Source organism: Azospirillum endophyticum (genome assembly GCF_016595245.1).
GTDB lineage: Bacteria > Pseudomonadota > Alphaproteobacteria > Azospirillales > Azospirillaceae > Azospirillum > Azospirillum endophyticum.
Map to the genome: position 1 here is coordinate 154,339 of NZ_JAENHM010000007.1, position 26,823 is coordinate 181,161.

24 protein-coding genes are annotated in these 26,823 nt (G+C 69.9%); 6 read left to right on the forward strand and 18 right to left on the reverse strand.

Annotated elements, in window-relative coordinates; translation table 11 throughout:
- Window positions 1-30: 30 nt before the first annotated feature.
- The 4 genes from JHL17_RS02300 to JHL17_RS02315 are packed head-to-tail and all read right to left on the reverse strand — an operon-like array spanning window position 31 to window position 5,159.
- Entirely contained in the window at window positions 31-2,463 is a 2,433-nt protein-coding gene (locus JHL17_RS02300; RefSeq protein ID WP_200190436.1) for a sensor histidine kinase, read from the reverse strand.
- Window positions 2,460-3,647, reverse strand: coding sequence for a glycosyltransferase family 9 protein (locus JHL17_RS02305; protein WP_200190437.1), 1,188 nt, complete (start codon window positions 3,645-3,647; stop codon window positions 2,460-2,462). Before JHL17_RS02305 ends, JHL17_RS02300 begins: the two co-directional genes overlap by 4 nt.
- On the reverse strand, window positions 3,644-4,648 hold the full coding sequence (locus JHL17_RS02310) for a tetratricopeptide repeat protein (RefSeq protein WP_200190438.1): 1,005 nt from the start codon (window positions 4,646-4,648) through the stop codon (window positions 3,644-3,646). The genes JHL17_RS02305 and JHL17_RS02310 overlap by 4 nt, the downstream gene beginning before the upstream one ends.
- Before the next feature lie 7 nt (window positions 4,649-4,655).
- Entirely contained in the window at window positions 4,656-5,159 is a 504-nt protein-coding gene (locus JHL17_RS02315; protein WP_200190439.1) for an invasion associated locus B family protein, read from the reverse strand.
- A 518-nt stretch (window positions 5,160-5,677) separates the two neighbouring features.
- On the opposite strand from JHL17_RS02315, the gene JHL17_RS02320 reads away from it, so the two are divergent.
- Window positions 5,678-10,834 carry an autotransporter domain-containing protein gene (locus JHL17_RS02320; RefSeq protein WP_200190440.1) on the forward strand — a complete coding sequence of 1,719 codons (5,157 nt, stop codon included), beginning with the start codon at window positions 5,678-5,680 and terminating at the stop codon, window positions 10,832-10,834.
- 8 nt (window positions 10,835-10,842) lie between these two features.
- Here the strand turns inward: JHL17_RS02320 and mnhG are convergent, their stop codons facing one another.
- The 8 genes from mnhG to JHL17_RS02360 all read right to left on the reverse strand — a co-directional run bounded on the left by mnhG (window position 10,843) and on the right by JHL17_RS02360 (window position 18,346).
- Window positions 10,843-11,196: a monovalent cation/H(+) antiporter subunit G gene (gene mnhG, locus JHL17_RS02325; RefSeq protein ID WP_200190441.1), complete on the reverse strand. Its 354-nt coding sequence runs from the start codon at window positions 11,194-11,196 to the stop codon at window positions 10,843-10,845.
- Window positions 11,193-11,474 (reverse strand): K+/H+ antiporter subunit F, encoded by a 282-nt coding sequence (locus JHL17_RS02330; protein WP_200190442.1) that lies wholly within the window; start codon window positions 11,472-11,474, stop codon window positions 11,193-11,195. The genes mnhG and JHL17_RS02330 overlap by 4 nt, the downstream gene beginning before the upstream one ends.
- Window positions 11,471-11,971 (reverse strand): Na+/H+ antiporter subunit E, encoded by a 501-nt coding sequence (locus JHL17_RS02335; RefSeq protein ID WP_247893266.1) that lies wholly within the window; start codon window positions 11,969-11,971, stop codon window positions 11,471-11,473. The genes JHL17_RS02330 and JHL17_RS02335 overlap by 4 nt, the downstream gene beginning before the upstream one ends.
- Window positions 11,968-13,584: a monovalent cation/H+ antiporter subunit D gene (locus JHL17_RS02340; RefSeq protein ID WP_345773737.1), complete on the reverse strand. Its 1,617-nt coding sequence runs from the start codon at window positions 13,582-13,584 to the stop codon at window positions 11,968-11,970. The genes JHL17_RS02335 and JHL17_RS02340 overlap by 4 nt, the downstream gene beginning before the upstream one ends.
- Window positions 13,581-13,925: a Na+/H+ antiporter subunit C gene (locus JHL17_RS02345; protein WP_200190443.1), complete on the reverse strand. Its 345-nt coding sequence runs from the start codon at window positions 13,923-13,925 to the stop codon at window positions 13,581-13,583. The genes JHL17_RS02340 and JHL17_RS02345 overlap by 4 nt, the downstream gene beginning before the upstream one ends.
- Window positions 13,925-16,876 (reverse strand): monovalent cation/H+ antiporter subunit A, encoded by a 2,952-nt coding sequence (locus JHL17_RS02350; protein WP_200190444.1) that lies wholly within the window; start codon window positions 16,874-16,876, stop codon window positions 13,925-13,927. Before JHL17_RS02350 ends, JHL17_RS02345 begins: the two co-directional genes overlap by 1 nt.
- A gap of 71 nt (window positions 16,877-16,947) precedes the next feature.
- Window positions 16,948-17,442, reverse strand: coding sequence for a PTS sugar transporter subunit IIA (locus tag JHL17_RS02355; protein ID WP_200190445.1), 495 nt, complete (start codon window positions 17,440-17,442; stop codon window positions 16,948-16,950).
- Complete coding sequence (locus JHL17_RS02360) at window positions 17,429-18,346, reverse strand: universal stress protein (protein WP_200190446.1); 918 nt, start codon at window positions 18,344-18,346, stop codon at window positions 17,429-17,431. The genes JHL17_RS02355 and JHL17_RS02360 overlap by 14 nt, the downstream gene beginning before the upstream one ends.
- Window positions 18,347-18,579: 233 nt before the next feature.
- Between JHL17_RS02360 and JHL17_RS02365 the strand changes: the two genes are divergently transcribed.
- Both JHL17_RS02365 and JHL17_RS02370 read left to right on the forward strand, forming a co-directional pair.
- Window positions 18,580-20,217, forward strand: a complete 1,638-nt coding sequence (locus JHL17_RS02365; RefSeq protein ID WP_247893267.1) for an ATP-binding protein — start codon at window positions 18,580-18,582, stop codon at window positions 20,215-20,217.
- Window positions 20,214-20,858, forward strand: coding sequence for a response regulator transcription factor (locus tag JHL17_RS02370; protein WP_200190447.1), 645 nt, complete (start codon window positions 20,214-20,216; stop codon window positions 20,856-20,858). Before JHL17_RS02365 ends, JHL17_RS02370 begins: the two co-directional genes overlap by 4 nt.
- A gap of 9 nt (window positions 20,859-20,867) precedes the next feature.
- Here the strand turns inward: JHL17_RS02370 and JHL17_RS02375 are convergent, their stop codons facing one another.
- Window positions 20,868-21,539, reverse strand: coding sequence for a TetR/AcrR family transcriptional regulator (locus JHL17_RS02375; protein ID WP_200190448.1), 672 nt, complete (start codon window positions 21,537-21,539; stop codon window positions 20,868-20,870).
- Between the two features lie 74 nt (window positions 21,540-21,613).
- Here JHL17_RS02375 and JHL17_RS02380 point away from each other — a divergent pair, with 74 nt between their 5' ends.
- The gene (locus JHL17_RS02380) at window positions 21,614-22,759 is read left to right on the forward strand and encodes an FAD-dependent oxidoreductase (protein ID WP_247893268.1); all 1,146 of its coding nucleotides are present in this window, start codon (window positions 21,614-21,616) and stop codon (window positions 22,757-22,759) included.
- Between the two features lie 24 nt (window positions 22,760-22,783).
- Here JHL17_RS02380 and JHL17_RS02385 read toward each other — a convergent pair whose 3' ends face one another.
- Genes JHL17_RS02385 through JHL17_RS02400 form a run of 4 tightly spaced genes read right to left on the reverse strand, consistent with a single transcriptional unit; the run spans window position 22,784 to window position 24,134 of the window.
- Window positions 22,784-23,212: a CopD family protein gene (locus tag JHL17_RS02385; RefSeq protein ID WP_200190449.1), complete on the reverse strand. Its 429-nt coding sequence runs from the start codon at window positions 23,210-23,212 to the stop codon at window positions 22,784-22,786.
- 9 nt (window positions 23,213-23,221) lie between these two features.
- Window positions 23,222-23,566, reverse strand: coding sequence for a DUF3817 domain-containing protein (locus tag JHL17_RS02390; RefSeq protein ID WP_200190450.1), 345 nt, complete (start codon window positions 23,564-23,566; stop codon window positions 23,222-23,224).
- On the reverse strand, window positions 23,563-23,826 hold the full coding sequence (locus JHL17_RS02395) for a hypothetical protein (RefSeq protein WP_200190451.1): 264 nt from the start codon (window positions 23,824-23,826) through the stop codon (window positions 23,563-23,565). Before JHL17_RS02395 ends, JHL17_RS02390 begins: the two co-directional genes overlap by 4 nt.
- Before the next feature lie 11 nt (window positions 23,827-23,837).
- The gene (locus tag JHL17_RS02400; protein WP_247893269.1) at window positions 23,838-24,134 is read right to left on the reverse strand and encodes an ArsR/SmtB family transcription factor; all 297 of its coding nucleotides are present in this window, start codon (window positions 24,132-24,134) and stop codon (window positions 23,838-23,840) included.
- A 279-nt stretch (window positions 24,135-24,413) separates the two neighbouring features.
- On the opposite strand from JHL17_RS02400, the gene JHL17_RS02405 reads away from it, so the two are divergent.
- The gene (locus tag JHL17_RS02405; RefSeq protein WP_200190453.1) at window positions 24,414-24,638 is read left to right on the forward strand and encodes a hypothetical protein; all 225 of its coding nucleotides are present in this window, start codon (window positions 24,414-24,416) and stop codon (window positions 24,636-24,638) included.
- 6 nt (window positions 24,639-24,644) lie between these two features.
- On the forward strand, window positions 24,645-24,995 hold the full coding sequence (locus tag JHL17_RS02410) for a type II toxin-antitoxin system RelE/ParE family toxin (RefSeq protein WP_200190454.1): 351 nt from the start codon (window positions 24,645-24,647) through the stop codon (window positions 24,993-24,995).
- 597 nt (window positions 24,996-25,592) lie between these two features.
- Here JHL17_RS02410 and JHL17_RS02415 read toward each other — a convergent pair.
- Window positions 25,593-26,783: a vWA domain-containing protein gene (locus JHL17_RS02415; protein WP_200190455.1), complete on the reverse strand. Its 1,191-nt coding sequence runs from the start codon at window positions 26,781-26,783 to the stop codon at window positions 25,593-25,595.
- Window positions 26,784-26,823 lie beyond the last annotated feature (40 nt).

Here is a 26,823-nt window from a genome sequence, read left to right on the forward strand (position 1 = left end):
TCCTTACAACGCCATTTTCCAGGAAAGCGCTCAGGCGAACGCCCCATCCGCATCGGACGGCCCGATGTCCGGCAAGCGCAGCCGGATCGTGAAAAGCGCGCCGCCGCCGGGACGGTTGCGCACGCCGACCGTACCGCCATGGGCGGTCACGATGTGGCGGGTCAGATGCAGCCCCAGACCGGCCCCCGGAATCCGTCCCGTGGCGGCGCCGCGCTGGTATTTCTCGAAGATGCGCTCGCGCTCGCCCTCCGGGATGCCCGGTCCGCGGTCGGCGACGGAGAAGACGGCATCGTCGCCCTCGCGCCGGAGCGCGACCTCGATCATGCCGTCGGACGGCGCGTATTTCACCGCGTTCTCCATCAGGTTGGACAGCGCGATGCCGAGAAGCTGCTCGTCGCCGGCCAGATCGGGCAGGTCCTCGGCGGCGACGCATAGGCGATGCTGCGGCGCGGCGGCCTGGGCCGCCTCGGCGATGCGGCAGACCAGTGCCCCCGGATCGAACAGGCTGGAGCGCAGCATCAATCCCGCCCCATCGATCCGGTCGTCCAGCAGGCAGGCCTCGATCATGCCGTTCATGTGGCGCACCGACCGCTCGATCCGCAGCAGGCGCTGCCCGGTCGCTTCGTCCGTGGCGGTCAGGCCCATGGTCTGGGCGGCCGTGCTGATCACCGCCAGCGGTGTGCGGAACTCGTGGCTGATCATGGCGAGGAACTGGCGCTGGGCCTCGCGGGCCGCCCGCTCCAGCGCGACCGAGGCGTCGGCGATCTCCTTCTCCTTGGTCAGTTCCTGTTCCAGCTGCTTGCGGCCGGTGATGTCGTTGACGGCGAGAAGACGGGCCGGCTGCCCCTGGTACTCGATCGGCACCATCGACACCAACGCCCAGAACCGGTTGCCGGCGCCGTCCAGCATCCCGGTTTCGGCATTCTCCACCCGTCCGTCGCGCTCCAGCATGGCCAGCAGGCGGTCGCGGTCGGCGGGGTCGTGGTAAAGGTCGCTGCCTCCCAGCTGGTCCCGCGCGCGGCGGTTGGCATAGAGCGGGGCCGAGCGGACCGCATCGGTCAGGACGATGGCGAGCGGCACAGCCTCCAGCGTCTGGCGAAGCTGCGCCTCGCGGTCCTGCAACGCCGCGTTCGCCCGGTCGAGAGCCGCCGTGCGCAGGGCGACCCGCTCGGCCAGTTCGGCCTCGTTGCGGCGCAGCGCGGTGACCAGGGCGCGCTGCGCCCGGTCCTTCTCCACCCGCAGCAGACGCAGCCGCGCCGCCTTCATGGCGCCGAAGAACAGCATTTCCACCATGGGCGCGTAGACCGGAAGGAAGTAGGTGGCGTCGGTCCACGGCACGACGCCGGCATTGCGCAGCGCCGTCAGCACGTTCCCCGCGGCCAGCGCCGCCCAACCGGCGATCATGAAGCGTGCCGCGCGGTATCCGGCGAGCCAGGACTGGATGCTGGCGGCGAGGCCGGCAGCCAGGATCAGCAGGGTCAGGTTGCGCGGTCGCAGGACCACGTCGAGTTCGAAGTCGCCATCCAGGAACAGGTCGTAGACGACCAGCAGCGCGGTGCCGAGCAGGACGGGCGTGGCCAGGACCGGAACGACCCAGCGGGCGCCGCGCCGCGCCGGCAGCGCCGCGAACAGGAAGCCGATGCCGAACACGCCGGAAATCACCAGCCAGACGAAGGGATTGCCGCCGCCGATCGGCAGATGCCGCCCCCACAGGAGCGCATCGAGTCCGGTCATCGCCAGGATGTGCCCGGCGGTCGCGAAGGCGGACACCCCATAGAAGGCCAGCGCCAGGCTGGGAAGCGCCGCCGCCAGCACCACCGCGCAGCCGCCCAGCAGCAGAACCACGGTGACCAGGGCGGCATGGGCCAAATTCTCGACCTGTTCGGTGCGGATCAGGGCGGCCGGCCGCCACAGATCGAGCGGCACGGCCATCGACCCGCTGGTGACGCCGCGGAACCACAGGGTGTGATGCCCGGCCGGCAGATCGACGACGGCGGCATTCCGGCGGAACGGCAGCGACCGCGGGACATGGTCGCCCAGCACGGCGATCGGCTCGGCCGCCGGGCTCCAGGAGCCCCACACCTCCATCCGGTCGAAATTGGGAACGTCCAGCGTCAGGATGCGCCGTCCGGCGGACTGGGGAGCGACATCGATGCCGGTGCGCAGCCAGAGGGCGTCGGCGGTGATGCCGAGGCTGTAATCCTGCGACAGCCGGGGCGACGGGGTGAAGGGATCCGCCCCGGTGCGGCCGCGCAGATCGCCGATCGCCAAGCTGCGTCCGGGATCGCGCAGCATCATGAAGTCCGACAGGTCGACACGGTCCCGCCCGTCGACCAGCACGGGGTCCGCTGGCGCCGCCGTGGCCGGCAGCGCCAGCCACAGGAGGCCCAACGGGAGGGTTACCGACAGGAGGATGGCGCGCAGGGCGGCTGTGCCGCCTGCGGCGAAGCGGCGCCGGCTCATCCGCGACGCTCTCCCTCCAGGCCGCGCAATCCTTCGGCGACTTCCCGGATCACGCCGTCCCAGTCTCCGCGCGCCGGCTGCCGGAACAGCCGAAGCGTCGGGTACCAGGGGGTGTCGGCACGCCCCAGCAGCCAGCGCCAGTCCGGCACATGCGGCAGCATCACCCAGGCCGGCCGACCGAGCGCCCCCGCCAGATGGACCGGGGCGCTGTCGACCGAGACCAGCAGGTCGGCATGGGTCAGAATCGCGGCGGTGTCCTCGAAATCGGCGATGGCATCGGACAGGCGCTCGATCCGCATTCCCCGCGGCGGCGTGGATGCCTGATCGGCGGCGGGCCCCTTCTGCAGCGCCAGGAAGGTCGTGCCGGTGCTTGCCAGAGGCGCCAGCCGGTCCAGCGCCATCGACCGGTTCGCGTCGTTGAGATGGGTCGGGCGACCGGCCCACACCAGCCCGACCAGCGGCCGGGGCAGGGATTTCAGCCGCCGGCCCCACCGCTTCACCCGCACCGGATCGGCGGCCAGATAGGGCGCCCACTCCCGGTCGAGGCCAGGCAGGTCGGACAGCTGCAACCCCATCGCCATCGGCAGGCTCATCATCTCGCAATGGGCGTCGAAGGGCGGCGGCAGGCTGCCGCGCAGCACGAGTTCATCGGCCCGGCCCCAGTCCATGCCCGTCAGGCGCCGGGCGAAGCCGACCTGTTCGTGGTTGATCTGGAGAACGATGCGCGCCTGGCTGCGCCGCTTGGCCCAGGCGACCATGCGCAGGAACTGGAAGGTGTCGCCATAGCCCTGTTCGTCATGGATCAGCAGCGTCTTGCCCGGGATGGGCCGGCCGTCCCAACGCGGGCGCTGCATCCTGCGTTCGAGCGGCATGGTATGGACCATGTTGTAGCGGTAGCGGTATTCCCGCCAGCCGCGCTCGAACTCCCCCATCAGCAGCAACAGTTCCGCCAGCTCGAAGCGGATGGTCAGGTTGCCGGGCAGGCGGTCGGCCATCAGCGTATAGATGTCCAGAGATTCGCCGACGCGGCCCTGGATCCGCAGCGCCACCGCCAGCAGATGCCACAGCCCGACGGCTCCGCCGCCATCCGCCAGCGCCTGCCGGGCGCAACGCTCCGCCTCCTCCGGCCGGCCGGCCTCCAGATGGGCGCGCCCCTCCGCCTCCAGCTCCGCCGCGCTCTTCATGACGGGCCGCCCTCCCCGGTCTCGGCAGGTGCGATGCGGTCGGCATCGGCGTACCGGCCGAGGATGGCGAGCGCCACGGCATCGGCCGGATGGAGGACCAGGGCCCGCCGCGCTTCGGCCCGTGCCTCGGCGGTGCGGCCGAGGCCCGCCAGCGCCCGGGCCCGTCCGGCAGCCAGCCCGGGATAATGGGGGGAGAAATCGCGCAATGCCTCCAGCCAGGCCAGAGCCTCGTGCCAGCGTCCGCGCGCACCCTCCAGCGCCGAGGCGTTGATATAGGCGTCGCCCAGATGAGGATCCAGATCGACCGCCCGCCGCAGCAGGTCCAGCCCCTCGTCCGGCCGCACCGCGGCGACCAGGCCGCCCAGGTTGCTGCAGGCGTCGGCATAGTGCGGATCGAGGGCCAGCGCCGCGTCGTAGCGGGATGCCGCTTCGGCGGGACGGCCCAACAGGCGCAGGGTGTTGCCCAGGTTGTTGTGCCCTTCGGCGAAACCGGGGGTGAGAGCCAGCACACGTTGCAGGCAGTGGGCGCTGGCGGCGAGCTTGCCGGCCTGCTGGAGAATGATGCCGAGGTTGCTCCAGGCGCCGTCGAGCGTCCGGTCGGCGGCGACGGCACGCCGTGCCGCCCGCTCCGCCTCCGCCAGCCGCCCGCGGCGCCGGCAGAGTTCGGCGAGGTTGCTGGCATAGGCGGCGGGCACGCCGGGCACCGCAACCGCCTGCGTCAGCAGATCGATCGCCAGATCGGCCCGGCCCGCGCCATCGGCGATCAGACCCAGCAGGTGCAGCGTGTCGCACTGGCCGGGCCAGACCGCCAGCACTTGGCGGCAGAGGATTTCCGCCTCCTGCACCTGTCCCGCCTGCCAGTGGCGATAGGCGAGGTCGATGGCCGTTTCCACCGGGATGCCCTGCGGTTGCGACTGCGGCGGCGTGGTCCGGCCGGCCGCCGGCCCTCCCGGAAATCCGCCACGCGCCGCCTTGCCCGTCCTGCCGGTCTTCCGCGTCATGGCCGCCCTATTTCCTGAGCTGCTTCAGGGCGGCATCCACCCCTTTCAGCGATATCGGGATGTCCAGCGCATTCCGGTCGGCGCCGACGAAGCGCATGGTCATGCGGGCGCCGCGCCGGATCTGGTCCAGCGTCGGCTGGTCCATGTCAGCCACCGCCCGGCAGCCGCCGGGCTGGCAGCTCTCGTAGGGCAGCGTCACCGGCTTGCCGGCGTCGATGGACATCCCCAGGCCCGGCGCCAGCAGCACGCCGATCGGCACCGTCACGATCATCCGGGGGCGACCTTCCGGTCCGAAATAGCCGAGCCGGATGTTCAGCAGGACGGTGTTGGCCGGCATCGCCACGGCATACTGCTCGACATAGCAGACCTCCCGCTCCCCTTCCTTCACGCATTGCCTGTTCCACAAGGGGGGAGCGGCGGCTTCGTCCGCCGCCGGCTTTCCCTGGGCGAAGGCGGCGCTTCCGGCGACGGCCAACAGGCCGGCTAGTCCGGCTCCCTTGAGGATGTTCATCACAACTCCACAGAGATTCGTAGAAAATTGACCCTTCTCTCCAAATAAGAGAGAAATCTTTCAAAACCTTTCAGGCGCTTTCATTGTATTTCCGTCACCGTAAACAGGTCGTTAACAAACTTAACCGGATGTTGGTTCACTGAATTCTAAATTGCACTCCAGATTGATTCGGATTGTCAGAATTTGTTTCTGGAATTTGGCAGTCGATATCGAATAAAAGCGAATGAACATCCCACTCAGCGGTGACTCTGCAACCAGGAGTCGCCAATCCAAGTTTACCGATGTGTTCATGACAGACCCCCTATCTCGGCGGACCCGCAGCGTCGCGCCGGCCGAACGCGACCGGCACGGCTGAACCGGGATACCGGTCCGCAGGCCGCCGTCGTCCGCCACCGGCACCCGCAATCACTTCATCGCCCGCTCACGCGCCCGGCGGCCCTCCCATCGCGTCCTCCCCCGGGAACGGACAGCCGTCCTGCCGCCCAATGCCAAGCCCCCGACGCACGAAAGCCACGCCCATGACGTCGATCGTTCCCGCGCACAGGAATGCCACTCTCCGCCGGACGCTGCTGACCGGCGTGTCCCTGATCGTCATGCTCGGCGTCCTCGGACCGATGGCGACGTCTCCGGCCACGGCGCAGTCGACCACCACCGTCTCGTCGTCCGTCAGTTCGGTCCAGACGGTCACGGGCGGAAACAGCCTGTCGATCACGTCGACCGGCACGATCTCGCACACGCTGTCGTCGACTGCCGGCGTGGTGGCCACCGGCACGATCGGGTCCATCGTGAACCAGGGCGTCGTCAAGGCGGATTACGGCGTGAGCGTCGCCTCCGGCGCCTCGATCGGCACGATCGACAACAGCGGCACCATCGGCCAATCGGGGCGCGCTCTCTTCATCTCGGGCGGGACAATCGGCACGATCAGCAATTCCGGAACGCTCACCGGCTATTCGGTGTACGGAGACGGCATCTATGTGACCGGTGCTGCCAGCATCGGGACGATCGCCAACACCGGAGCCGTGCTGGCGCCGCAAGGCACGGCCTTCAACCTCCTCCTGGGCGCCACCGGCACAATCGGCTTGATCGTTAATTCGGGAGTGACCAGCGGCGCGAATTCCTTCTTGAATTTGGCGGGAGGAACGATCGGGTCGTTCGTCAACAGCGGCACCTTCATTCCCAACACCGCCTCCAGCAACATTGCGGTTGGCATCAACGGGACGGGCGCCGCGATCACGTCCTTCACCAACTCGGGCACGATCGCGGCCGGCGGCGCCATCGGCGTCACCACCGGGTTGATCGGCACGCTGATCAACAGCGGCCTGCTGCAAGGTTCGTTCAGCGGCGCCCAAGCGGTCTATGTCAGTGCCAGCGGCACGCTGACTTCGATCGCTAACACAGGCACGATCGCCGGCAACATCGCGAACGCCAGCACGCGCCCTCTGACGATCACCGGCGGAACGGGGACCGTCTACGGCTCGTTGCTCGGCCGCGTGGGCGGCAGTTCCGTCTCCACCATCACGTCCGGCGGCGACCTGACGCTGGCCGGCAACACATTCCTGAACAACAACATTTCCGTCAACTCCGGGGCGGGCACGGTCACCAACACCGGCACCCTGTACACAGAGCGCGCCACGACGATCACCGGCGCCTACAACCAGGGTGCGGCAACGCTCATCGCCGGTGTCACCAACGGCTCCACCTATGGCGCCCTGTCGGTCAGCGGCGCGGCGACCCTGACCAACGGCTCCATCGTCATGGAGGCGGCGCGCACCACCCTGGCCGGCAACCCGACCCTGGCAGGCGGAACCTACACCATCGTCAGCGCCGCCACGACCGGCACCGACTACACCGGCGTCAGCGTGACGGCGCCGGGATTCGACGGCACCGTCGCCAGCAGCACCACCATCAGCGGAACCCTGAACCGCCTGCTGGTGACGCTGACGCCGACCACCCGGCTCTATTGGGACGGCGACGCCGTCGGCAATGCCGGCAACGCGGCGGTGGACGGCGGCAGCGGAACCTGGAGCAGCGCCGCGACCAACTGGACGAAGGCCGACGGAACGAACAACGGCATCCTGTCCGGCGCCACCATCACCCCGTTCTTCCAGGGCACGGCGGGAACGGTCGGCGTTTCGGGGACCGTCGCGGCGGCGGGCCTGTCCTTCGCGACCGACGGCTACCTGCTCACCGGCGGCACGATCCGTCTGACCGCATCGCCGTCGACCATCACCACCGACAGCGGGGTCGGCGCGACCATCGCCTCGGTCCTCACCGGCTCGGGCGGGCTGTACAAGGCGGGGGCGGGTTCCCTGTTGCTTTCGGGCACGAACAGCTTCTCCGGCGCCACCACCATCGTCGGCGGCACATTGACGGTCGGCGGCGGCGACGCGCTCTCGGACTCGGCGGGGGTGACGGTCAATACCGGCGCCGCTTTCCAACTCGCCGCCAGCGAAACCATCGGCGCGCTGTCCGGCGCGGGCAATATCCTGCTCGGCGCCAACACCCTGACGGTCGGCGGCTTCTCCGGCACCACCATCACCGGGTCGATCTCCGGCACCGGCGGCAAGCTGGTGAAGACCTCCGGCACCACGCTGACGCTCGCCGGGACCAACGACTACAGCGGCGGCACCGACATCACCGGCGGCACTTTGGCGGCGACCAGCGCCCTGCCATCCAGCGGGGCGGTGACGGTCGCGTCCGGCGCGGCGCTGAAGATCGACACCAGCCAGACCATCGGCCTGCTGTCGGGCGCCGGCGACATCCTGCTCGGCGCCAACAGCCTGACGACGGAGGCGGCCACCGACGCCACGCTGTCCGGCTCGATCTCCGGCACCGGCGGCTTCGTCAAGGCGGGCGCCGGCACGCTGACGCTGGCAGGGAGCAACAGCTACAGCGGCGGCACCAGCATCACCGCCGGCAGGCTGCACGTCACCGGCACCATCGGCGCCGTCTCCATCGCATCGGGCGCGACGCTGAGCGGCACCGGCACGGTCGGGGCCATCGTCAACAGCGGCACCGTCGCGCTGGGCAGTTCGGTGCTGACCTCGACCGGCAACATGACCGGCACCGGGGCGATCACCGTCACCATCGGCCCGTCCGGGTCCGGCTACATCGTCAACGCGGTCAACACCGCCAACTACGCGCCCGGCGCCGGCACCGTCACCATCACTCCCACGCTGAACGGCGCCACCGTCGCCGACGGCACGAAGATCGCCCTGATCCGCGGCAACGGCGGCGGAACGGCCCCCGACTTCACCGGCACCACCGTCACCGTCGGCGGCAGCGGATCGGCGACCTGGATCGCCGCCGCCGGCACCGCCTATGTCGGATCGGTGGATATGAACGGCTACGCCATCACCGCCAACGACACGGTGCTGGTGGCGTCCGTGGCGTCGCCGCCCTCCCCGCCGCCGCCTCCCCCGCCGCCGGTGGTGGTCTCGCCCCCGGTGGTGACGCCGCCCGTGGTCACGCCGCCCGTGGTCACGCCCCCGGTGGTCGGGCCGACCACGCCCGACGTCACCGGACCGACCACCCCCACCACCCCCGTCGCCCCGACCACCGGGGTGATCGACATGTCCAAGCCGACCTTCACCAACGAGGACGGCGCGGTCCGGACCACCAGCATCACCTTCGACGGCGGCACGCTGAAGCCGACGGCGCCGCTGACGCTGACGCAGGCGGTGACGGTCGAAGCCACCAACGGCGTCATCGACCCGAACGGCTCGACCGTCACCCTGTCCGGCCCGGTGGCCGGGGCGGGACGGCTGACCGTGACCGGTTCCGGATCGCTGGTCGTCGCCAACAGCGCCACCAACGACGGTGGCATGGCCGTCCAGTCCGGCTCCCTGACGGTCGCGAAGGGCGGCAGCGTCTCGGGACCGGTCACCGTCAGCGGCGGCACCGTCGTCGTCGGCGAGGGCGGGTCGATCGCCGGCGCCCTGACGCTGGGCAGCGGCGGCTCGGCGAAGGTCAACGGCGAGGTCGGCGGCCGGGTGACGGTGGCGTCCGGCGCGACGCTGGGCGGCAGCGGCCGCATCGGCGGCGCCACCTCGGTGTCGGGCATCCTGGCGCCGGGCAATTCGCCGGGCACGCTGGTCTTCACCGCGCCGGTGACGCTGAACGCCGGGTCGGTCTATCAGGCGGAGATCGACGGCACTGGCACGGGAAGCGGGGCCGGGAACCACGACCAGGTCGTGGTGCGCAGCGCCAGCTTCGCCGCCGGGGGGCGCCTGACGCCGGTCCTGCGCGGGATCGCCGGCTCCGCCACCAATGCCTTCAGCCCGGCGCTGGGCCAGAGCTTTACCGTGGTCACCGCCGACGGCGGCCTCAGCGGCCGCTTCGACCGGCTCGACCAGCCGGCCGCCGGGCTGGCGGCGGGCACGCGGCTGGACCTGATCTACGGCCTGACCACCGCGACCCTGGTGGCGACTCCGGCCAGCTACGCCAACCTCGCCGCGGCGGGGCTGGGCCAGACCGCCAACCAGCGCAGCGTCGGCGCGGCGCTGGAAAGCATCCGTCCGGCGGCCGGCGGGCAGGCGTCGAACGCCACGGGCCAGGCGCTGTTCGAGGCGCTCTACCCCCTGGCAGGCGACCGGATCGCCCCGGCGCTGGACCAGCTTTCGGGCCGCATCCATGCCGACACGCTGGCTGCCGAGCGGGTCAACCGCCGTATGTTCGGCCGCGCCATCGAGGCTCGCCAAGCCGCCGGGCGCAGCGGGCCGGCCGTGGCCGAGGGCGTCGGCGGCGTCGCCCAGTTCGTCTTCGACGGCGAGGCGCGCTCCGTCGCCGGCCTGCCGGAAGCGGCGGGAGACACCGGAACCGGTGGCGGCGCCGGCAGCGACACCAGCTTCTGGGGCCGTCCGATGGTCGCCTGGGGCCGCAACGGCGGCGACGGCTCGGCCACCCGGTCGACCGGCGGCTTCCTGGTCGGCACCGACCATGCCTTCGATCCGGCCTTCAAGGCGGGCATGGCGCTGGGCTTCCTGCGCACCCGGGTGAAGGGCGCCGACGGGATGGGCGAAGGCACCGTCGACAGCTATCAGGCGACTCTCTACGGCAGCTGGATGCCGGGCGCCTTCTTCGTCGACGGCGCGCTCGGCTACGGCTACAGCCGCACCGAGGCCTCCCGGTCGATCGGCTTCGGCGCGGCGGCCGGTTCGGCCTCCGGCGAGACGGACGGACGCTCGCTGTCGGCGGAGCTGTCGGCGGGGACGCGGATGGCAGTGGGCGATGCTTGGCTCGAGCCGCGCGCCGGGCTGCGCTGGGACCGCCTGCGCCGGGACGGCTTCGCCGAGACCGGTACGCCCGGGCTGGCGCTGAACGAGGAGGAGGGGTCGGAGGACGCGCTGCGCAGCTCCTTCGGGCTGCGTGCCGGCAAGCGGATCAGCCTGGAGGGCATGGTGGTGGAGCCGACCGCCCTGATCGCCTGGGAGCACGACTGGCGCGATGTCGGATCGACCGCGTCGGCCTCGTTGGGCGGTGGGCTGGGCGGGCCCGGCGGCGCGCGCTTCACCGTCGATCAGGCCGGTAAGCCGGGCCGCGACGCCGCGGTGCTGGGCGCCGGGATCGGCGTGACGATGACGCAGGGGCTGTCCCTGCAGATCGGCTATGTCGGGGAGATCCGCCGCAAGGACACCAGCCACGCGCTGTCCGCCGGACTGCGCTGGGCCTGGTGACGGCGTGATCAGCCGGGGGGCGGCGGCGGCACCTCGTCGCTGCCCTCGCTGCGGTCGCGGTAGAGGGCGGCGCGGGCCAGCAGCATCAGGGTGATCGGGGTGGTGACCACCATCAGGGCGGTGATCAGCAGCTCGTGCAGGATCGCCCGCGATTCCAGCACCGAGAAGACCAGGATCGAGGCGAGCAGGATGCAGCCGATGCCCAGCGTCGAGCCGAGCGTCGGGGCGTGGACCCGCTGGTAGAAATTGCCGAAGCGCAGCAGCCCGACGGTCCCGATCAGGGTCAGGACGGCGCCGGCCAGCAGCAGCAGGGCGGCGAGCACCGCCGCCCAGGCGGGAAGATCGGCCAGATGGTTGTTCATTCGATCACCTCGCCGCGCATCAGGAATTTCGCCAGCGCCGCCGTCGACACGAAGCCGAGCAGGGCGATGATCAGCGCCGCCTCGAAATAGAGCATGCTGCCGGTGCGGATGCCGAAGGTCAGCAGCAGCATGGTCGCGGTGACGTAGAGGGTGTCGAGCCCCAGAACCCGGTCCTGCGCCCGCGGCCCGCGCAGCACCCGGAAGGTGGCGAAGGCCATGGCGACGGCCAGCAGGATCTGGGTCAGGAAGATGGTGCCCATCAGCAGATTCAGCATCATTCGAACAGCTCCATCAGCCGCGTCTCGTACCGGCCCTTGATGGTGTCGATCCACTCCTGCTCGTCCACCAGGTCGAGGATGTGCAGGAGGAGGGTGTTCCGGCGCCGGTCATAGGCGACCCACACCGTGCCGGGGGTGGCGGTGACGATGCAGGCGAGCGTCGCCAGGCCGTAGGGCGCCCTGAGGTCGAGCGGGATGCGCAGGAACCCCGACACCCGGCCGCCGCCGTCCGGCCGCAGGATGATCTTGGCGACCGCCCAGTTCGAGCGCAGGATGTCGACCAGCACCACCCCCAACAGCGACAGGGCGACCCGCGGACGGCGAAAGCGCCCGCCCGGCAGGTCGAGCACGCCGAGCGTCGCCGCGGCCGCCAGCGACAGCACGCCGCCCAGGAGGATCGTGCCGGGCGCCACGCTCTCGTTCAGCAGCAGCCAGACCGCCAGGAGCGTCGCGGTCATCAGGGGATAGGGCAGAAACCGCTTCATCATCCGTCTCATCGCGTCCCTCCCGCGCCCGGAGCCGCCGCCCGGAGCCCCGAGAGGACCGCCCCGTTGTAGTCCTGCGGCGCGTGCAGCGACCGCGCGGTGTCTTCCATGTAGCGCATCGCCGGCCCGGCCTGGATCGTGAGCGCCAGGTTGAGCGAGAGCAGCAGCAGGACGGGGGCGATCTCCGCCACCCGCACCCGCGGCACCTCGGCGGCGGGCGAGGCCCAGAAGGCGTCGATGCCCACACGGGTCATCGCCACCACCGTCGCCAAGCCGGACAGCACCAGCGCCGCCAGCAGGATCCAGGTGGTGACGGCGACCTCCGGCCCGGCGGCCAGCAGCGGCGACAGGATGGCGAACTTGGCGAGGAATCCCGACAGCGGCGGCAGGCCGGCCAGCAGCAGCGCGCTGGACATGAAGCCGATGCCGAGGATCGCCATCGTCGCCGGGATGGCGACGCCGGCCCCGCCGTCATCGGCATCCTCGTCGTCGCCCTCGCCGAAGGCCTCGCGGGTCACCGCCAGCACGTCGGCGCCGACGCCGCGGCCGCGCTCGACCAGCTCGATCACCAGGAAGAAGCCGGCGACCGCCAGGACCGAGCTGGTCATGTAGAACAGCGCCCCGCCGGTCACCGACACCTGTCCGGCGCCGATGGCGGCCAGCAGGGTGCCGGACGACACCAGCACGCAGGCTCCGGCCAGCCGCGCCATGCTCTGCGTCGCCAGCACGGCAATCGAGCCGAAGCCGACGGTCAGCAGCCCGCCGACCAGCAGCACCGTGCCGCCGAAACCGCCCGACGCCCCCGCCCCGTCGCCGAACACCAGCAGCCACAGCCGGAGCACGGCATAGATGCCGACCTTGCTGAGGATCGAGACGATGGCGGCCGAGGCCGAGTTCAGGGTGGAATAGGTGTTGGGCAGCCAGAATCCCAGCGGCCACATCCCCGCCTTGATCAGGAAGGCGAGGCCGAGGATCGCCGCCCCGGCCTCCAGCAGCCCGCGGTCCTCGGCGGCCAGCCCGGCCACCCGGTCGGCGAGATCGGCCATGTTGAGGGTGCCGGACACGCCGTAGATCATGCTGACGCCGATCAGGAACAGCAGCGACGCCGACAGGTTGATCGCGACGTAATGCAGCCCGGCCCGCACCCGCGCAAGGCCCGAGCCGTGCAGGGCGAGGCCGTAGGAGGCCGCCAGCATGATCTCGAAGAAGACGAACAGGTTGAACAGGTCGCCGGTCAGGAAGGCGCCGTTCAGCCCCATCAGCTGGAACTGGAACAGCGGGTGGAAATGCGCCCCCGCCTTCTGCCAGCGCGGCAGCGAGAAGGTCAGGGCGGCGACCCCCAGGATTCCGGTCAGCACCAGCATCAAGGCGGCGAAGCGGTCCAGCACCAGGACGATGCCGAAATTCGCCGGCCAATTGCCGAGCCGGTAGACGCGGACCTCGGCCGTGCCGGCATCGGCGACGGCCAGCGCCAGGACGGCCAGCCCCAGCAGGCCCAGCGCCGAGGCCATGCCGATCACCGCCTTCAGCGTGCGCTGCCGCTCGTCGATCAGCATCATCACCGCCCCCGTCAGCAGGGGTAGGACGATGGGGGCGATCGTCAGATGGTCCATCCAGCCGGTCACCGGCCCTTCTCCTTTCCGTCGACATGGTCGGTCCCGGTCAGGCCGCGGGAGGCGAGCAGCACGACCAGGAACAGCGCGGTGGTTGCGAAGCCGATGACGATCGCCGTCAGCACCAGCGCCTGCGGCACCGGGTCGGCATGCATGGCGAGCGTGCCGGCCCGGCCGCCCTCCAGGATCGGCGGCGCCCCGGTGCGCAGGCCGCCGGTCGAGAAGATGAATAGGTTGACGGCATAGGACAGCAGCGACAGGCCGACGATCACCTGGAAGGTGCGGGGCCGCAGCAGCAGCCACACGCCGGAGCCGGTCAGCACGCCGATGCCGAGCGAAAGGATCAGTTCCATCAATCGTCTCCTACGGCAGTCGGCACCGGTTCGGGCACCGCCGGGACCTCCGGCGGGCGGGGGGCGGCGGCACGGTGGCCGCGCAGCGATTGGCGGGCCAGCGCGATCAGGATCAGGATGGTGGCGCCCACCACCAGGGCGAAGACGCCGATGTCGAACAGCAGCGCGCTCGCCACCGGGATCTTGCCCAGCACCGGGATCTGCGAATAGGCGAAATAGCTGGTCAGGAACGGCCGGCCGGCGGCCCAGGCGCCGAGCCCGGTGCCGGCGGCCAGCAGCAGGCCGATGCCCATCCAGCGCATCGGCAGCACGCGCAGCCGCGCCTCGACCCACTGGGTGCCGCCGAACATGTATTGCAGGATCATGGCGATGGCGACGGTCAGACCGGCGGCGAAGCCGCCGCCCGGCAGGTCGTGGCCGCGCAGCAGCAGGAACAGCGCCACCAGCAGGATCACCGGGAACAGCAGCCGCGCGATCAGCGACGGGATGAACAGCCAGTCGGCCACCGTGTCGCCGTCCTTGCGGTCGGGCCTGGAGGCGTCGAAGGCGCTCTGGTCGCGCTGCTGTTCGGGAACGTCGACGCTGTCCGACGCCGGGCGGAAGCGGCGCAGCAGGGCATAGGCGGTCATCGCCACCACCCCCAGCACGGCGATCTCGCCCATGGTGTCGAAGCCGCGGAAATCGACCAGGATGACGTTGACGACGTTGGTGCCGCCGCCCTCGCTGTAGGCCAGTTCCAGGAAGTGGCGGGCCAGCAGTTCCGGCGGGAAGCGCGTCATCACCCCGAAGGCCAGCCCGGCCATGCCGGCCCCGGCGGCGGCGGCGATGCCGAGATCGCGCAGGCGGCGGGTCAGCGTGACCGCCTCCGACCCGCGGCTGCCGGGGCTGTCCATCCGCTTGGGCAGCCAGCGCAGCCCCAGCAGCAGCAGGATGGTGGTGACCACCTCGACCAGGAGCTGGGTCAGGGCGAGGTCGGGGGCGGAGAACCAGACGAAGGTGACGCAGACCACCAGCCCGGTGCCGCCGAGCAGGATCAGCGCCGCCAGCCGGTGGAACTTCGCCTGCCAGGCGGCCCCCAGGGCGCAGGCGGCGCCCAGCAGCCAGACCAGCGCCAGCACCGGATCGATGCCCGACGGCGCCAGGTTGCCAGGCCCCACCCCGCGCGTCCACACCGTCCAGCCGCCGGCCAGAACCGCGGCGGTCACCACCAGCCGCAGCTGCGGCTGCAGGCGGCGGGTGCCGAGCAGCCCCTCCGCCGTGCGGGCGAGGCGCCAGGACAGGAAGACCATCGTCCGCTCGAACATCCGCCGGCCTTCCAGGCTGCGGATCAGCGGCGGCCCGTCGATGCCCTTGGCGAGATGGCTCTGCAGCAGCCGGTAGAGGATCAGCCCGGCGGCGAAGGCGGCCATGCTCATGATGAGCGGCAGGTTGAAGCCGTGCCAGACGGCGAGGCTGTAGTCCGGCGTCGCCGCGCCCAGGGCGGCGCGGGCGGCCATGTCGAGATAGGGGCCGACGGTGGCGGCCGGCAGGATGCCGATGACGATGCAGGCCAGCACCAGCACCTCGACCGGGAAGCGCATCCAGGCCGGCGGCTCGTGCGGCTTGTGCGGCAGGTCGACCGGATCCGGCCCGAAGAAGGTGCCGTGGATGAAGCGCAGCGAATAGGCGACGCTGAAGGCGCTGGCCACCATCGCCGCGACCGGCAGCACGTCGAAGAAGACCGGCAGCGGCTCCTTGGCGGAGAGCGCCTCGGCGAAGAACATCTCCTTCGACAGGAAGCCGTTCAGCAGCGGCACCCCCGCCATGGCGCCGGCGGCGATCAGGGCGAGGCGGGCGGTGAAGGGCATGAAGCGGTTCAGGCCCGACAGGCGCCGGATGTCGCGCGTCCCCGTCTCGTGGTCGATGATGCCGGCGGCCATGAACAGCGAGGCCTTGAAGGTCGCGTGGTTGATGACGTGGAAGATCGCCGCCACCATCGCCAGCTCGCTGTTCAGGCCGAGCAGCAGGGTGATCAGGCCGAGATGGCTGATCGTCGAATAGGCCAGCAGCCCCTTCAGGTCATGCTGGAAGATGGCGATGTAGGCGCCGAGCAGCAGGGTGGCGAGGCCGGCCGAGCCGACGATCCAGAACCACGCCTCGGTCCCCGCCAGCACCGGCCACAGCCGGGCCATCAGGAAGATGCCGGCCTTCACCAGCGTCGCCGAATGCAGGTAGGCCGACACCGGCGTCGGCGCCGCCATGGCGTGCGGCAGCCAGAAATGGAAGGGGAACTGCGCGCTCTTGGTCAGGGCGCCGAGCAGGATCAGCACCAGGGCGGCCAAGTAGAGCGGATGGGCGCGGATTTGGTCGCCGGCCGCCAGCACGGCGTCCAGCTCGTAGCTGCCGACGATGTGGCCGAGGATCAGGACGCCGGCGAACAGGCAGAGGCCGCCGGTCGCGGTGACCGTCAGCGCCATGCGCGCGCCGTCGCGCGCCGCCGCGGTGTGGTGCCAGTAGCCGATCAGCAGGAAGGAGAAGAGGCTGGTCAGCTCCCAGAAGAAGGCGAGCTGGACCAGGTTGCCCGACAGAACCACTCCCGCCATCGCCCCCATGAAGGCGAGCAGGAAGGCGAAGAAGCGCGGCACCGGATCCTCGGCCGCCATGTAGTAGCGGGCATAGACCACCACCAGCGCACCCACCCCGAACACCAGCCCGGCGAAGAGCCAGGCGAAGCCGTCCATCCGGAGGGAGAAGTCCAGCCCCAGCGACGGCATCCAGCCGGCGGTGAGGCGGAGCACGCCGCCCGCCGAGACCGTCGGATAGGCCGCCCACACCATCGCCAGCCCGACCAGAGTCACCCCGCCGGCCAGCCACGCCGCGGCGTTGCGCGCATGGGTGGGCAGCAGGCCGGCGGCGACCGCGCCGGCGAAGGGCAAGGCCAGGGCGATCAGGAGCGGGAGTGCGTCGGGCATGAAATCCTACGGCAGACTGGAGCGGCGGCGGCGGGAAGCGTCGGGCCGGGAAGCGTCGGAGGGAGCGGACTTTAGAGGGGCGGCAGATCGTCCGGATCCCGGTCCTCCTCGTCCTGGGCGACGGCCTGGAGGACGATCTGGGCCGCGTCGTCGGGAGTCTTGGCGCCGCGCAGCCGGCGCAGCGACTGGGGATCGCGGAGCGCCCCGCAGAGTTCCGACATGGCGCCCAGCAGCCCCTTGCGGTTCGACGCCGGCCACAGCGCCAGGAAGACCAGATCGACCGGCTCGTCGTCGCGCGCGTCGAAGTCGATGGCGCGCTGCAGCCGGGCGAAGAGGAAGACGGGCTCCGCGAGGTCGGCGAGTTCCGTGTGGGGAAGCGCCACGCCCCTGCCGAGCGCGGTGGAGCCGATCTTCTCCCGCGCCTGCAGGGCTTCCAGGATTTCCGGCGCCGGCCGGCCGCTGCGGCCGGCGGCTTCCGCCGCCAGCTGGTCGAGCAGCGCCGCCTTGCTGCCGGGAGCGGCATCGAGGATGACGTCGTCCGCGGAAAAAAGCTCAGTGATGGCCATCCGGTTCTCCATTGGCGGCCCCGCGGGGCCGGGGGTTCGATGCGGGGGCCGGGGACAGGCCGGAGCCGGTCCCGGTGCCGCCGATCAGCAGGTCGCAGGGCAGCGCCTCGATCACCTCGGACGCCGTGCTGCCCAGCAGGGCGCGGGATACGCCGCTGCGCCGGGCCGAGCCCATCGCGACCAGATCGTAGCGCCCCTGCCGCGCCAGTTCGATGATCTTCCGCCCCGGCGAGCCGGTGAGCAGGATCGTCTCCACCGACAGCCCGTCACCCCCGGGGCCGAGCGCTTCCCGGAAATCGTGCGCGGCCTGCAGCTTTTCCAGGGGCGCCCCGTCCGGGGGCGGCGTGAGCCGGACGGCATGTCCGGGCAGGTCGGCGACATGGAGAAGGTGGAGGCTCCCGTCCCGCATCAGCATCCGCGCGCCCTCGACCGACGGCCGGGACCGTTCGGAGAAATCGACCGGAACCAGCACCCGCAGATAGGGCTGGAGCGGCTTGTCGCGCACGATCAGCATCGGCGTCCCGTCGGCGATGGCGATGCGCTCGACGGTGGAGGCCAGGAACAGGTCCGCCACCCGGTCGCGCTGGTGCAGCCCGACCACGATGAGGTCGGGCCGCCACAGCCCGGCATAGCCGGCGACGCGGTGCTCGACCGCCTCGCCGCGCACCGCGACCGCCTGGGATCGGATTCCCGATCCGCCGGGGGCGGCCAGGACATGGCGGTGGAGTTCGGCTTCGACATGGTGCAGCGGCAGGCAACCGTAGGGGCCGCCGCTGCCGTCGACGACATGCAGCGCCGTCAGCTCCGCATCGAACCGCTGGGCGAGCTGGACGGCACGCTCCAGGGCGCGGTCCGATTTCGGTTCCAGGTCGGTTGCCAGCAGAATGCGCTTGAGGCTTGCCATCGTGACGGGTCCGGTATCGTGGTCTCTCCGGTGTCGTGTCCGGTGCGGTTCGATGCCCGTCGGAAATCTCTCCGCAGGGTATGGTTCAATGATCGGAAGTCGGCCGCAGTCTGTCCATGCCGGGAAATACGGACCCAAAGGGGCCGGCTGCCGCCTTGGCCGGCATCCGTAGTAATACGGGGCGGATGGTTTCCCCTGATGCGGCCGGAACCTGTTGGCGTTACCATCGCCCCATGCCACAGACTGTCCGCTCCCGATGGATGCTCGTTCCGGCCTATCTGGCCGCCCATGTCTTCCTGGATTGGATCAGCTTCATCCATGCGGTCTCGTCGATCAACATCACGCCCTGGAACCCGCCGGCCGGGCTGATGATGGGGCTGTCGGTGCTGGTCGGCGTCCGGGCGGTGCCGCTGGTCTGGCTGGGGCTGACCGCCGCCGATGTCCTGGTGCGCGACATGCCGCTCTCGCTGTGGACTCCCCTCCTGGCGAACGGCGTCGTCGCCCTGGGCTATGGGGCCGCGGGCCGGCTGCTGGGCCGCGGGATCGAGCCGGGACTGTCGCGGCTGCGCGACATCGTGCTGCTGCTGGGCGGCAGCGGCGCGGCGGTGCTGGCGATCGGGCTCTGCTTCATCGCCATCCACACCGCGGCCGGGCTGTTCGAATGGAAGCATTTTCCGGAGGTGCTGCTGCATTACTGGACGGGCGAGGTGATCGGCATCGCCGTCCTGACGCCGATGGTGCTGATCGGCCGGCGGATGCCGGCGCTGCGCTGGTCCTGGAGCGGAGCGGCGGAGATCCTGGGCTGGGGGGCGTTCATCGGCTTCACCCTCTGGCTCGATTTCGGACCGCTGGCCTCCTCGCAATACGAGCATTTCTACCTGCTGTTCCTGCCGGCGATCGGGATCGCGGTGCGCCATGGGCTGGGCGGCGCGGTGCTGGCCTCCGCCACCACCCAGGCCGGGCTGATCGCCGCCATCCAGGCGACCGGCGTCGACACCGAGCGGATGGCGCATTTCCAGCTGCTGATGCTGACGCTGGCCGTCACCATCCTGCTGCTGGGCGCCGTCGTCAGCGAACGCCGCCGGGCGGAGGACCGGCTGCGGGTGCGGCAGTCCGATCTCGCCCATGCCTCCCGCCTGATCGAGGCGGGCGAGATGGCGGCGGCGCTGGCCCATGAGCTGAACCAGCCGCTGGCGGCGACGATGGGTTACGCCCGCGCCGCCCGCAAGGTCGCCCGGCTCGAAGGGGCCTCCCCCCGGCTGACCGAGATCCTGGACAAGACCGTCACCCAGGCCGAGCGGGCCGACCGGGTCATCCGCAGCCTGCGCGACTTCGTGCGCAAGGGCGCCCGCGACCGCAGCCCGCTGCCGGTCGCCACGCTGGTCGCCGACTGCCTGACGCTGGCCGGGCCGCTCGCCAGCCGCCATGCGGTGGAGATCGCCGCCGAGGTCGATCCCGCCCTGCCGCCCATCGGCGGCGACGCGGTCCAGCTGCAGCAGGCGATCCTCAACCTCGTCCGCAACGCCGCCGAGGCGATGGGTGACCCCCAGGCGCATCCGGCCCGGCGCCGCATCGTGATCTTCGCCTGCCCCGCCGCCCGGCCCGGCTTCGTCGCCATCGGCGTACGCGACACCGGACCCGGTCTGGCCGAGGTGGTGGAGCGCAACCTGTTCGCCCCCTTCGTCACCACCAAGCCGACCGGCATGGGGCTGGGGCTGTCGATCGTCCGCACCATCGTCGAGAACCATGGCGGCACGCTGACCGCAGGACGCGGTGCGGATGGGAACGGCGGGGGCGGGAACGGCGGGGGAACCGTGTTCCAGTTCACCATCCCCGTCCATGCGGCGGGCAAAGACGGAGAGCCTGCATGACGACCGAGACGCCAGCCGCCGAATCCGGGGCCGCTCCGGTGGCCTTCGTGGTGGACGATGACGAGGCGGTGCGCGACGCCCTGGCGCTCCACCTGGATCTGGCCGGGCTGGCCGTGCGCTGCTGCGCGTCGGCCGCCGAGTTCCTGGAGGCGGCGTCGCCCGACCAGCCCGGCTGCGCCATCCTCGACATCCGCATGCCGGGCATGGACGGGCTGGACCTGCAGCAGGAGATGATCCGGCGCGGCCTGACCCTGCCGGTGATCGTCATCACCGGGCATGGCGACGTCACCGCCGCGGTGCGGGCCTTCCGGGCCGGTGCGGTGGATTTCCTGCAGAAGCCGTTCGACGAGGATCTGCTGATCGAACGGGTGCAGGAAGCGTTCGAGCGCGACCGCGCCGCCCGCCGCGCCGATGGCGAGACCGGCGAGATCCGCCGCCGCCTCGCCCTGCTCAGCCCGCGCGAGCTGGAGGTGATGGAGATGGTCGCCCAGGGCCTGCCCAACAAGACGATCGCCCACCGCCTCGCCATCGGCATCCGCACGGTGGAAACCCATCGCGCCCGCGTGCTGGAGAAGATGGAGGCGCGCAACGCCCCGGAACTGGCGCTGATGCGGATGAAGCTGGGCGAGCGGCTCGACTGAGCGGCACCTCTATCGCGTGGGTTTCGCCCCCGCCAGGATCAGGTCGAGGCCGGCGAGGAACGCTTCCCGCTCGTCATGCGTCCGCACCTGCTCCGCCAACCGGTGGACGAACGGGTATTGCGCAGGATCACGCCGGGTCCAGCGCTCGACGATCGCGGCAAGGACGGCCGGCCGGTCCGACGCGGCGAACTTGTGGCGCGCAGCGGCCGCGGTCTGCGCGGCGGTGCCCAGGAGATAGTGGACATACGCCGACACGCAGTGGAAGAGCGACCCGCGGGAAACGCCCAGCCGCTCGAACTGCGCGGCGCTGCGCTCGAAGACCTCCACCATGGCCGGCTGCCACGGTTCGCGGGCGAGCTGGGTGCCGACCCATGGATGCGCCTCGATCGCGTCGAAGACGCTCAAGGCGAGGGCGCGCAGGGCGGCCGCCGGATCGGACCCGCCTGCGATTTCGGCCATCGCGCCGGACAGCACGGTCTCGGTCGCCACGGAAAGCAGCGCGTCCTTGTCCGGGACATGCCAGTAGATCGCCCCGCTTCCGGTCGACAGCCGGTTGGCCAGCGCGCGGAACGTCAGGGCGCGTTCTCCCTCCGCATCGAGGATCTCGATGGCGGCGGCGACGATCCGCTCCCTGGAGAGCGCATCCTCCCGCCGTTCGGGACCTTTGGGTCTTTGCTCCATGACGCATCTTGACATGCCTGGAACGATGTTCCAATGAATTCTCCTGGAACGTCGTTCCAGAGCAGGAGAGGGACATGATGGAACAGGCCGTCGTCATCATCGGAGCGGGATTGGGCGGGCTGACACTGGCTCGCGTCCTTCACGTCCATGGCATCCGCTCGGTCGTCTACGAGGCCGAGCCCGGCGCCGAAAGCCGGACGCAGGGTGGCCAGCTCGACATCCACGACCACAGCGGCCAGCCGGCGCTGGCGGCCGCCGGCCTCACCGAAGCGTTCCGGTCGATCATCCACGAGGGCGCCGAGGCGACGCGGGTGCTGGACAGGACCGGCGCCGTGCTCCTCGACCTGCCGGACGACGGGCAGCGCCGGCGCCCGGAAGTCCTGCGCGGGGATCTGCGGCGCCTGCTCCTCGATTCCCTGCCGGACGGCACGGTGCGCTGGGGCAAGAAGCTCGCCAGGGCGTCGGGCCTCGGCGACGGGCGGCACGAGGTCGAGTTCGCGGATGGAAGCACCACGATCGCCGGCCTCCTCGTCGGGGCGGACGGCGCATGGTCCAGGGTGCGGCCGCTGCTGTCCGATGCCCTGCCCCGCTATGCCGGCGCGACCTTCATCGAGACGTATCTTCACGATGTGGACAACCGGCATCCCCGCACCGCGGCGGCGGTCGGCGGCGGCGCGATGTTCGCCCCGGCGCCGGGGAAAGCCATCTTCGTCCACCGGGAGGCCGGGGACGTTCTGCATGCCTATGTCGAGCTGAAACGCCCGGAGGACTGGTTCGCCGCGATCGATTTCAGCGATCCGTCGGCGAAAGCCATCGTCGCCGCCGAGTTCGACGGCTGGGCGCCGGTGCTGACCGCCCTCATCACCGACAGCGACACCCCGCCGGTTCCGCGCATGGTCCACACGCTTCCCATCGGACACCGCTGGCGGCGGGTTCCCGGCGTGACGCTGCTGGGGGATGCCGCCCATCTCATGCCGCCGTCCGGCGAAGGCGCGAATCTGGCGATGCTGGAAGGGGCCGAACTGGCCGATGCCCTGGTTCGGCATTCCGGCGACGTCGAGGCGGCGCTTGCCGCCTATGAAGAGCCGATGTTCTCCCGCGCGGCCCTGGAAGCCGTGGACGCGCACCGGATGTTGGATCTCTGTCTCGGGGACGACGCGCCGGCGGGCTTCCTCGCCATGATGGGAAGCGTGTCCGAACCGGATCGGCAGCCATCCTGACAGGGGTCGGATAGGCGACAGCTCTCAGATCGGCTTCAAGACCACGAGAAGCACGATCACGACGACCGCGCCGACGATCACCGGCAGCGCGTGGCCGGACGCCGGCGAGGGCTGTTCAGCGGTGCGGGCAAGCTTGCGGAGGGTGCCGGACAGCATCCCGTGCAGGCCCGACAGGGCGACGACGAACACCAATTTCATCATCAGCCAGCGCGCGCCGAACCAGCCGCCTTCGGTCGCCACCGCCAAGCCGAAGAGCCAGGCCAGCAGCATCGCCGGCGAGGTCGCCCAACGATCCCAGCGGCGCACGGCCTCGATGATATCGGCGCGGTTCGGCGCATCGGGCAGGCTCTTCGATGCGGACAGGGCGGCCACGGCGATGGCCGCGACGAACATCCCGCCGATCCAGACCGTCACCGAGGCGATGTGGAACGCCTTCAGCCAGAGATAGATCATGACCGCACCTCACCGGGTCGAAGCGAGCGCCGCCCGACGGGTCAGGGTGCGCGCGCTGAAGAAGGCACCGAAGGGCAGCAGGGCGGCGGCGAAGAGCTTGATCGTCTCGCCCTGCGACCAGCCGCCGGCCGACACCATCCGGATCAGCATCCAGAGATAGGTCAGGAAGGCGAAGCCGTGGATCGGACCCATCGCCTTCACGGCATCCGGGAAACCGGCGAAATGCTTCAGCGGCACGGCGACGAAGAGCAGGAGGATCAGCGTGCCGCCTTCGACGAGGCAGGCCGTCCGCATCCGCAGCATCTGCCGGCGATCCTCCGGATCGGACCGCATGTCGGGCATCGGCGCCATCATCCGACGTCCTTCAGGACTTTCTCCACGCTGGCGAGGCGCCCCTCGATCTGCGTGACGCTGCCCCTGATCGCAGCCAGGGTCGCGGTCAGCTCCTCCTGCGCCTTGAGCGTCCGTTCGGCCAGCTCACGATATGCCGTGTCGCCGGCGATCCGGTCCCGGGCGCGGCGGGCGGACGAGACATACTTCATCGCGAAGATCAGAAGGATCGTCACCAGCACGAGGGTCGTGACGAGGAGGAAATAGGATTCTCTGCCGGTCATCGGAGGCTCCTTCAGGAGTCGGAATTTTTGGTGGCTGCGGTCAGGGAAGGCGCGGCCTCGGCGATCGCCGCGGGCGTCAGCTCGATCGCGAAGGGGACGACTTCGAAGAAATTGAGGGCTTTTCCATCCGGGGAGACCTCGAGCCGGCTGGTGACGAGGCCCGCCTCCTCCAGCTTCCGCAGATGGAGATGCAGAAGCGGGCGGCTGATGCCGATCTCGCGCGCCAGCTGGCTGACATAGGTCCGCCCCATGACGCTCAGCGTCGCGACGATCCGCAGCCGGTGCGGGTTCGCCAGCGCGGACAGCATCTCGAGCAATCGGTCGCCACTGCAGGTCATGTCCGCTCCGCCACCCACCAGTAAGGTTTTACTTACAGGTGGGTGGTCTTACCCGTCAAGAAAAACTGACAGGTGACAGATTTTTCTTTCATGGGTTATCTGACGGCTTTCTGCGATCGGGCATCGACCGGAAACGGTGACGTAGACGTCTGAAAAGTCGCACAAGAGGTGGATTTCCACCAACCGGTTGGACATTGACGCTATAGGCCACCACCTGTAGCCTTCAATTCGAATTGCCGGAGATCGGTCATGGGCTCCCAACGCAAGGCATTGGAGCATCGAGGTGAGAAAAAGGTCGGTGCTGTCCAGGCAAACCGCGACAGCGTTACCGGCTGCTTCGCGGTGACTGTGCGCCCCAACGCAGAACTGCCCTATAAGACGGAAACCGTCGAGCGCGTGAAAGCGCTTGCGGAAGCCCCGGCCTCAGGCGAGGCGGTGGATGCCGAAGCCTATCTCCGCTGGTTAAACGGCTGATCCCTCATGGCGCAGCCTTATGGACCTGTCGTTGCGCGCTTCGAACCAATCGACGAGTTCCAAAGGCTTTACAGGCGATACAAGGACGAGCACCCAGGGATCGTCGAGCCGTTTCACACCTTCCTCCGCTGCAAAATTGAACGCCCAACCGCCGAACTTCCGCGTGGCATGCGCGATCATCATCTGACCGGTGACTTGGCCGGTTTCCGCGAGTGCCATTTGGCGGCGGATATCCTGCTGATCTACACCGACAAGAACGACGTGATTCGACCGCTGCTGATCTGCGGGCATGACGATCTGTATGGGCCGCGCGGGAAAGCAATGAAGAAGCGGGTTCGCGAATTCAGCGAGCGTTGAAGTCATTTCCCATCGAAGTCCATGCACCGAACCATGTGAGAGACGCTCCCCACTGATCAAGCTGTGCGCCAAGGATCGGAATCGAATATCGTCGCCTTGCATTCGACGATGATCGCCGGGTGGCTGTTCGTCTGTTTTTATGCGATGCGCGGCGAGTGGCGCCACTTGATCTCCGTGTGGATGGCCAACAAGAGGGGGCAGCCGACTTGGCTACGGTGAAGATCACCAAGGAAATGGCGGAAAACGCGCTCCGGGGGATCGACTGGACGGCCGTGGACGCCACGACCGATGAGGAGATCGCGCGGCAAGTCGCCGGTAATCCCGATGCCGCTCCGATCCTCTCTGCAGGGCTCCGAAGTCAGGTTAAGAATGGCGCCTATAAGCCCTCTCCCCCCCTGGGGAGAGGGTTGGGTGAGGGGGCAGCGCGGGCGGAACGCCCGTGCCAGGGGATTGCCAAGGGGCAGTATGCCCCTTGGCGGCGCGCGAAGCGCGCCGGNTCGCATACCGTTGACTTGACTTCGTTACCCTGACCCTCCCTGACGCCGAGTTGGATCGGGCGGCGTAGGGTCTACGATCCTCCACCCGATCGAGGACCCGTCACCGCACCAGCTCCCTGATAGCCCCGTCCAGCCCCTCCAGCGTCAGCGGGAACATCCGCCCGTTCATCAGGCGCTGGAGCAGGCGGGTGCTTTCCGAGTAGTCCCAATGCTGCGGCGGGGTCGGGTTCAGCCACACCGCCTTGGCGTAGACCGACAGCAGGCGCTGCATCCACACTTGGCCTGCCTCCTCGTTCCAGTGCTCGACGCTGCCGCCGGGATAGACGATCTCGTAGGGGCTCATGGCGGCGTCGCCGACGAAGACCAGCTTGTAGTCGGCGGGATAGGTGTGCAGCACGTCCCAGGTCGACAGCCGCTCGGTGTGGCGGCGGGCGTTGTCGCGCCAGACTCCCTCATAGACGCAGTTGTGGAAGTAGAAATGCTCCAGGTGCTTGAATTCGCTGCGCGCGGCGGAGAACAGTTCCTCCACGAGGCGGATGTGGTCGTCCATCGAGCCGCCGATGTCGAGGAACAGCAGCACCTTCACCGTGTTGTGCCGCTCCGGCACCATCTTCAGGTCGAGCCAGCCGGCATTGGCGGCGGTGGCGCGGATGGTGCCGGGGAGATCCAGTTCGCTGGCCGCCCCACTGCGGGCGAACTTGCGCAGGCGGCGCAGCGCCACCTTGATGTTGCGGGTGCCGATCTCCACCCGGTCGTCCAGATTCCTGAACTCGCGGCGGTCCCACACCTTGACGGCGCGGCGGTGGCGGCTCTCGTGCTGGCCGATGCGGACGCCCTCCGGGTTGTAGCCGTAGGCGCCGAAGGGCGAAGTGCCGGCGGTGCCGATCCATTTGGAGCCGCCCTGGTGCCGGCCCTTCTGCTCGGCCAGACGCTGGGCCAGCGTCTCCATCAGCTTGTCCCAGCCGCCGAGCGCCTGGACCTGCGCCTTCTCCTCGTCGGTCAGGAAGCGCTCGGCCAGCTTGCGCAGCCACTCCTCCGGCAGGTCGGTGACGGCGACCTCCTCGCCGGCCGGAGCATCGGCGGTCAGGCCCTTGAAGGTGGCGCCGAAGACGCGGTCGAAGCGGTCGAGGTTGCGTTCATCCTTAACCAAGCATGCACGACTGAGATAATAGAAGTCCTCGACGCGGAAGGACGCGGTGCCCCGCTTCATGGCCTCCATGAGCGTCAGGTACTCCGTCAGCGAGACGGGGACGCCGGCCTTGCGCAGATCGAAGAAGAAAGTCGTGAACATGGGCGCGGTCCTTCGCACGGGGTCCCCGGGGCGGAGAATA